At 59.1% G+C, this 7,548-nt stretch carries 4 protein-coding genes and 1 pseudogene; 2 read left to right on the forward strand and 3 right to left on the reverse strand.

The features are described from left to right. Positions 1–2,689: hypothetical protein (locus tag C7H84_RS36725; protein ID WP_162999457.1), on the forward strand; the 2,689-nt coding region annotated here is incomplete at its 5' end. Between the two features lie 460 nt (positions 2,690–3,149). Here C7H84_RS36725 and C7H84_RS33505 read toward each other — a convergent pair. Both C7H84_RS33505 and C7H84_RS33510 read right to left on the reverse strand, forming a co-directional pair. Further along, positions 3,150–4,193, reverse strand: a complete 1,044-nt coding sequence (locus tag C7H84_RS33505) for a phage portal protein (protein WP_276208441.1) — start codon at positions 4,191–4,193, stop codon at positions 3,150–3,152. After that, a pseudogene (locus C7H84_RS33510) lies at positions 4,190–4,591 on the reverse strand (terminase); the annotation flags it as partial. The pseudogene C7H84_RS33510 and the gene C7H84_RS33505, both read right to left, overlap by 4 nt. Positions 4,592–4,860: 269 nt before the next feature. Between C7H84_RS33510 and C7H84_RS33515 the strand changes: the two are divergent. Further along, a complete protein-coding gene (locus C7H84_RS33515; RefSeq protein ID WP_162999458.1) occupies positions 4,861–6,273 on the forward strand; it encodes a hypothetical protein in 1,413 nt (470 codons plus the stop codon). A gap of 886 nt (positions 6,274–7,159) precedes the next feature. Here the strand turns inward: C7H84_RS33515 and C7H84_RS36975 are convergent. Further along, positions 7,160–7,548, reverse strand: a 389-nt coding sequence (locus tag C7H84_RS36975) for a hypothetical protein (RefSeq protein ID WP_205611489.1), incomplete at its 5' end; no start/stop codon positions are given.

Genomic DNA, 7,548 nt, shown 5'->3' on the forward strand with positions numbered 1-7,548 from the left:
TCATGATTTTGCAGGGCCGACGAATGATGCCCTCGCCGGTTATCGCGAGCATCCGCGAAGTAAAGCCATCCTGCTCGAGATAGCGGCCCGTCCGGCACCAGAACGGCTACTGCTGGATGCGGTCGCACAGGAAACCAATTGCGTTCATATGCTGGGTGACGTGCTGAGTCTCTGGACTTCGGGAGACCGGGCCTGCGGTGATGCGATCAGAGAACTGGTGGAGCGAACGTATGGTGAGAACGAGATATTCCGGCGGCTCGCAAACCATCGCATCGCCCAGGTCACTGGGAATCCACAACTGCACCCCAAACCCATCCTGATGTGGGCAAACGACTACGGGAGGGAATTAGCGGAGAATGGCTCGAACTTCGTGGCATTGAGGCATGATGGATGGGGCAACCTTATTCCGCCCGCCGATGGTTCCAGCATTGAACGGGCAGTCATCCAGACATTGATACAAGACATTACTGGGTTGCCTCGGGATCACCCAGCGGTGACGCAGTACACGAACCTGATCATGGCGGGGCCGCCATGGTATGAACGGCCGATCGGTCCTCCCTCCGGCGCCGCACCGGCCGTTCAGTATGACGGAAGCTCGGCACTCACGAACCCTGCACTAGGCTACGTGGAAAGCGGCGCGCCATTCCGTGCCGCGGACACCTTCGCGCCTTCACCCAGCGAGTTCCTTCCTTCATGGTCCGGCGCCAACGCAGCGGTCGGGCACGTAGACAACGCCCGACTCTCCCTAGCGCCTGATGCACCGGAGATCGATGCGGGGCTGGAATTCGACGGCTTTGACTCGCTTGAAGCGCTCGAGTCTGCGACCGTCATCACTGGCACCGGGCGCGACGGACTACCTTTGCTGGGTCCGACGCAAAGCGATCCCGACGTCAATACCCTTAGATTTCCGTATGCCGATCCACCATCATTCCCGCCGCACTGGTCAACTGGCCAGGCGCAATACACGACGGGAACGTTTGAATCGAGCCAGTTCCACGTTAGTGAATCTCCGGCGACATGGATTGCCAGCGATTTTTCCGCAGGCGCCCCCGCGCCGCAGTGGCCGGAGGGCACCGTATCCGAGCTTCAATCGGGTTTCACGTCAAACGTATTTAATCCACTCGAGTCGTTCGCACAACCGGTGAGCGTTGCGAGTGGGACGGGACAGGTGGGATTTCCAGCGGTAGGAACAATCCCGACGGAAGACGCTACAAACACACATGCGTTCGCGGATGTGGCCGGCGCGTGGCCTCAGCCTTTCCGGCCAGCGGCATTGCCGGCAAGCGCGGCCACTCAACCGTTGCAGGCGTATGGCAATGAATGGCAACCGCTTACTGACGCATCTGTCGCGAATCATCCATCCTGGACGGCGGCATCGGGGCCATGGCCCAATCCGGCTCCCCGCATTCAGGAGCCGGTTCGCGACTGGCCAGCACAACATCATCTTGTCGTACCGACGATCGCGCATTCATTGCCCCCGGCCGGCATGATGCCGGCCCGTGCCGACGCGACCATAAGACAGCAGCTGGAGCACGGAGCGGCTGCAAGGCCGAACACGACGGCGGACGATTTTATCAATTACAAATACATAACAAGTCGGGCACGACAGCAGTTGCTTTCCTGGGGATATACGGATGACCAGATCCGATTAATTGACAATAGTGAGGGCTTCGAAAAGGGACTTGAAGTTGTGCGGCGGCACCATACACAACTGCAGGAGCGACGCTACACTTGCCAGCAGATTGCAGAACTCGCCGCCCTGAAATACACGCTTGGACTGTGCCATGCCATTTGTTGGTACCACCGCGCCTTGACCAGTCCACAGCAGCCTGCCCCGGATTCAGGCATGCGTGCCGGTCTAGGCCTGTCGCAAGACGAAGTCGTGGCAAAAGCAAGGGAACTCAAACGACCGAGCGCATTCGAGGATTGGATCAAGTCCGCGATGTTCGCAGCGCACGGCTATGCGCCCGACTCCACCAAGCCCAGCATCCGCCTCGGGAAAGCTCAATCCTTGCCGCCTGCGCCGTGGAGTCCCGCCCTCGACGAGCTCCGCGTCCTCGGATATCCGGATGAAATACTCAACAAGATTGGCACACGCCGCTCGTACCAGGACGCTTTTGAAACCATGCTGCTGTATCACCCGGAATTCAAGGCGCTGGGATACACGACCCAACAAGCCGCAACGATGGCCAGCGGCAATACCCGGGTAACGGATATTTATCCGGTATTTCAACGCCATCAGGCACTCATTGATCTCGGTTATGAGCGTCCGGAGATCACGCGGTTGGCCACTTTTGACGCCCTGCGAACGCTGGCAAGTGTGCAAACGAAACATCCCGACCTGTGTAACCCGCCTACGAATGATCCCAAGGGGCCGCCAGAAAATCGGCCTGGCCTTGGCCTTTCCAGAGCTGACGTTGTCTTGATCGCGGCGCGCAGGGGGGGATGCCTGAGCATCGAGTGTCTGGCGTACTATAGCGAAGCACTACGTGCTGCGAGAATCCCTCCCGAGACTCTAGTCAAGCTCGCCTTATCACCAAATGGCAAGGAGCGCATCAGAATCGCAGCGCGCTTGCAGCCAGGTCTTTCGCATAGTGAGATTCTCCGTCAAGTCGAGCAACAACTAGAACAGGCACGAAGCGCCCGGGCCCCCGCGCAATCGACTTCGCAACAGCATCCATCCCACTGACTGCACCCAGAGGACTTGCCGCCGGTTTTCTTTGCGTTCACCGTCACTGGCCGGCGGCATTTCCTAATCGCTGCACTCTGCTCCTCGTCGACGAGCAGCTCGTTTAGTTGGACCCTCACCGGAATGATCCGGATGAAGTTCTCTTTGCCATTAAAACGAATACGGACGGAAAAAAGCCCGCCCGAAGGCGGACCCAAAGGCCCCTCGCAGGGAGGTTTTTTGGAGGGGCCTGGAGGACGATCAAGCTGGCCACTTAGCGCGCAAAAGAATGCCCGCGCCAAGCGAGCAAAATACTACTGTGCGAGAAATCACACTTGCGCGATCGAGCATAGTACGTTTTCAAATTTGCGACCTCGATCTTTTAGAATCTTCGAGATTCGACAAATTGCTTTCTTTTCACGAGACAGAATCGCCCAAGTGCGAAAGCCGACGATCTTCGGCGCGGGTCACCATGACCCGCTCACGTGGCTACCGGCGCCGGCGGAATCTCGTAGTCGTCGAACTGCACGACCGCCTCGCCCAGCCACTCGTTCAGTTCAGCAAAGCGCGCCTGCAGCGGCTGGATTTCGTTGCGTCCAAACACACGCGCAGCCGTATCGGGCGTACCGAACCCGCCCGTGTTGCCCGGCACAATGCCGAGCAATTGCGGCGGCACCCGATGCGCAGCAAGCAGGTCGTCACGCGTCACGTTCTTGATATTGAAGAACTCGTCCTTCGCCGACACCTCGGACACCGGAATGAGTTGGATGCCGTCCTTCTTGCCGTTCGGCGCGTACATGAACACGTTGCGGAAGTTGCCCGGCCCCTTCGCCTGCTTCAGCGCATCACGCATGTTGTCCACGTCCTCCTGCTTCTGCGCCGCGTCCGTCATGTACAGGATGAAACCCGCATGGCTGCCGTTCTCGTAGTACTTGCGCCGAAACAGCGTCGACGATTCGTTCAGCCATGCCGAGTGCAGCGAGCTCAAGTATTCCGGCAACCCATACACCTCCTGGTTGATGTCCGGTCGCATCAGCTGGAACACGCTGTCCGGCTCGAACGCGTGCACGCGATGACCACTGCGCTGCCAGCCGTTCACATACACGAAGCCGCTCAGATCCGCCTTGCGTCGCGTGTACTTCGCCAAGGCCGGCTCGAGGCGCAGCGTGTCGCCGAGCCGGTTTCGCCGGCGCTCCAGGTAGCCGTTCCCAAATATTAAAAAATCCAGCGCCCAGCGCTCGAACGCCTGGCGCGACAGCCACCGGTGCGGCCGGAAGGTCGAGGCCAGCACATTGGCCTTGAAGTACAGCGCCGAGCTATGGTGGGTGCTCGCACGAAACGATTTCGCCAGGCCCGCGAAGCTCACCGGCGGCTCGAACCACTCGCCGTTCGACCAGCACTCGATGTAGTCGAGTATCTCGGCACGGTTCATGACCGGCGTCGGATCGTCGAAGGTGAAGACTTCGGCGCGCGGCCGTTGCGCGCCCTCGCGCTTGCTCATGCGCTCGTTGATACGCTTGCTCACGAGTAGAACTCCGTAAAAGAGGATGCGTGGATGTCGCCACCGGCGAGCGGCTCGCGATCAATCGCATGCAGGCACGCCCACGCGAGATCCGCATGACCCGTCTCGTCGTTGCGATCGGCGGTGTAGGTCGCTTGCCGGCCGCTCGCCGTCATCGTCTGTTTGATCGCCATGAAGGACGCGGCCAGGTCCGTGCAGCCCGCGTCGAACTGCAGCCGGGCATTGCGGATCACCGATTGCCCCTTGAGCACCAGACGCGTCTTGACTTCGGGCGAGTAGTTCAACGCGACCGCGCCGGGATAGAACTTGCGCACCAGCTGATAGACGCCCTGCCCCATGCCGGTCGTATCGATCGCGATATAGCCGACCGTATAGTGCGTATTTCGGCGAACGTGATCAGCGATTTCGGTTGAACGTGATCGGTGGTTCCGATTGATGGTGATCGGCCGTTTCGGTCGAAGGTGATCGCTGATCACCGGTTTCCGAAACGAGCGATCATCTTGCCGAAACGGGTGATCACGTTCCCGGAATGAGTGATCAGCGAACCGAAACAGCTGCGACGCTTCGGCAGCCAGTGCGGCGGACTGGGCACACCGTGGACGTTTTCTAAGAGACCCGTGTCGGGCTCTCCTTCATCGTCTGTAGCCCTTCCTCACCTTCACCTACTCCCATGCAAACCAACGCGTTTGTTCGTGGTGTCCTCGGTCTCGCCGTGGCGGCGTATGTTTCTACGACCCACGCGATTGTCATTAGCGACGACGAGTTCGTCCGCCTCGGCGGCAACGGCTTTGACATCCCCGGTACCGCAGGCCACGCCATGGCGGCGCTGCAGAAACAAAGCCTTGAGCCACAATTTCTTGCGGTCGGTTATCTGTGGAACCATTGCACTGCAACGTGGATCGGCGATACACCCGACGGCAAATGGTCGTACTTCCTTGCGGCTGCACATTGCGTCGACTATGGAGAGCCTCAAACGATTGACACGGCCACCCAACCATACACCGCAACGTTTACCGACTGGTCCGGCACTGAAGTAGCCGGTGGCGAGGGGGAAATCATTAGACCGTTTCAACGGCTGGACCCAGCCGCCGCCAAACTAGGCCGTCTTTCAACGGATCTTGCCCTCGTGAAGTTGCCCAAGCACGCGTCGATCCTCGGGACGGACCACAAAACGCCCATTCAGCCTCCCGTTCTGTACGACGGCAACACCGAGACCGACGTACCGGTCACGTTCGTAGGCTACGGCCTGTGGGGTACAGGAACGCCGGGATGCCACGGAAAATTCAGCGCTCCAGATGTCCTCTCGCGTCGAATGGTCGGCTCGTCCATCCTCAGTCGCCTCCTCGAAAACGATCACGGCGTAGAAGCTGGCTTCAATCCCGTAGCGGGTGGAGCGTTGTGGGCGCGAACGGCGAAGCAAGATGGAGGTGCGCCATGGTGGCAGCGGCAGGTCGGCTACGACACGATCGTGGCCGTCGCCTCGACTACAGCCAATGCGAAGGCAGTCAAGGGTAGTCCGTTCCAGGCTCGCTCGGTCGGCCCGCGCATTTCGCGCTATGCGGACTGGATCAAAACCGTATTTCCTCAGGCCCGTTTTCTGTCAGATAGCCACTACATCCTGACGAACGCGCAACCGATGGTGGTGTCGCCGGACATCGCAACTGACGCAAAAAAGGGCAGCGTAGCTTTCACCGTCCCTCCGCAGATTCTTGCCCAAGGTCCCACCAACATAGTCTGGGAAGGCGGTCACGATGGTGAGGCGAGTCGGATCGTGATGCACGTCATCAGAGAGGAAACGAGAATTGGCTTTCCGGTGATCCTGCGAGCTTTCCGTGACAATGGTATGGGACCCGAGCGATATACGCCGATGAATAACGCAGTCGAGATCGGCTCCGGGAGCCTGCGCAGTGAAGAGGAGATGCGCACCAGCCGACTCATTCTCAAATACGATCCCCTGGACAATCCTGAGTTCGCGGGCAAACACGGCGTGTACAAAGGTCAATTCGACATCGAGGTGCGCGGCTGGCACGACACCAACTTCAAGCGCACCATCCGCGTGAAGGTTCGCCTCGACCTGGGCTAAGCACCACACCAACGTCGGAATGTGCAGATGCGGGGCCGGTGGGGACATCCTCGCCGCTCCCCGATTGACGTAGGGCTCCGCGCAGCAGCCTTTGCAGCCTCAGTCCGCAGGTTTCGCCCGCGCGTACGCGACACTCGCGCTTCATCACAAACTCACCTGCCGCTCATCGCGGCTAGATCGACGGTTGTCAGCGTGGGCGCACGAAATCGGCACGCGGCCAATTCAACTTCGCGCACGTTCCGTCGCCTTCACCACCGCCGGGGGCTGACTTCAGCAAAGAGAGATCTTTCGTGTCTTTCATTCGAACTGGTACGAGCCGCCTGCTGCTCGATTTTCAGTCTGGGGCGGCGACGATGCCCCGGTGAAATGCGCGCGATGCGCGATGCGAATGATACCCTCGCCAGTCATCGTGAACATCCGCGAAGTGAAGCCATCTTGCTCGAGATAGCCGCCCCTCGCGCACGAGAACGGCTGCTGTTTGGATGTGGCCGCACAGGAAACCAATCGCGTTAAGGTGCCGTGTGATGTGTTGGGTCTCTGGACTTCGCGACATCCGGCTTGCGTTGACGGGATCAAAGAGTCGACGGGGAGAACGTACGGTGAGAACGAAATATTCCACGCACACGTCCGGGTAGGCAGCTGCTGGTCGTACAACAGGTCAAGGCTTCAATCTTCGGTGTTCAGGTTACTGAATGTGACAATGCAGATAAGAGCGTTGCCATCCGCTAAGCTGCCGATCTACATCCGGCGGACGGCGGCACGTGTCGCACCCGAAATCGTCTAATACGATTTCAGCGAGTCAAACCGGTGTCGTTGTAAGACTTATCGCGACACCACTGCTGGAGCGTAGGCAGTTGCGCGATTACTCGGCCTCCAGAATGCCGTGCTAGTCCCTCACCACGTGTCCGGTGCGATCATTATCGAGCATTCCTCCTATCGAGGGACCGGGAACCCGAGTGTCGACGGTAGCCGTGAATAGTTCAACGAGGTCTGCCGTACGGCAAGACCGCGTACCGACAACATGGATGCCAACATCATCAATTGACACGTGGCGGGTTCCATCGCCTTGGACGGTGACATCCTCAAACGTTGCGGTCCCCGCGAATGTTTCGATGCCCAGAGGGCACTGTAAATCAAATACAGTTCCCGACAAGTCGAACTGCTTTCCGCCATCAAGTTTACCTTTCGCTGCATCACCGTTGATTTTGAGCCCACGAGTGATCATCGACATTTTGCAAAAAACCGCTCTGTGTCTAAGAGCAGCTAACACAACTA

Origin of the sequence: Burkholderia sp. Nafp2/4-1b (genome assembly GCF_003635165.1) — a bacterium.
Taxonomy (GTDB): domain Bacteria; phylum Pseudomonadota; class Gammaproteobacteria; order Burkholderiales; family Burkholderiaceae; genus Burkholderia.

Coding starts and splice junctions, on each gene's coding strand:
- C7H84_RS33515 (WP_162999458.1), top strand. CDS start 4,861: ATGCAAACCAACGCGTTTGTTCGTGGTGTCCTCGGTCTCGCCGTGGCG.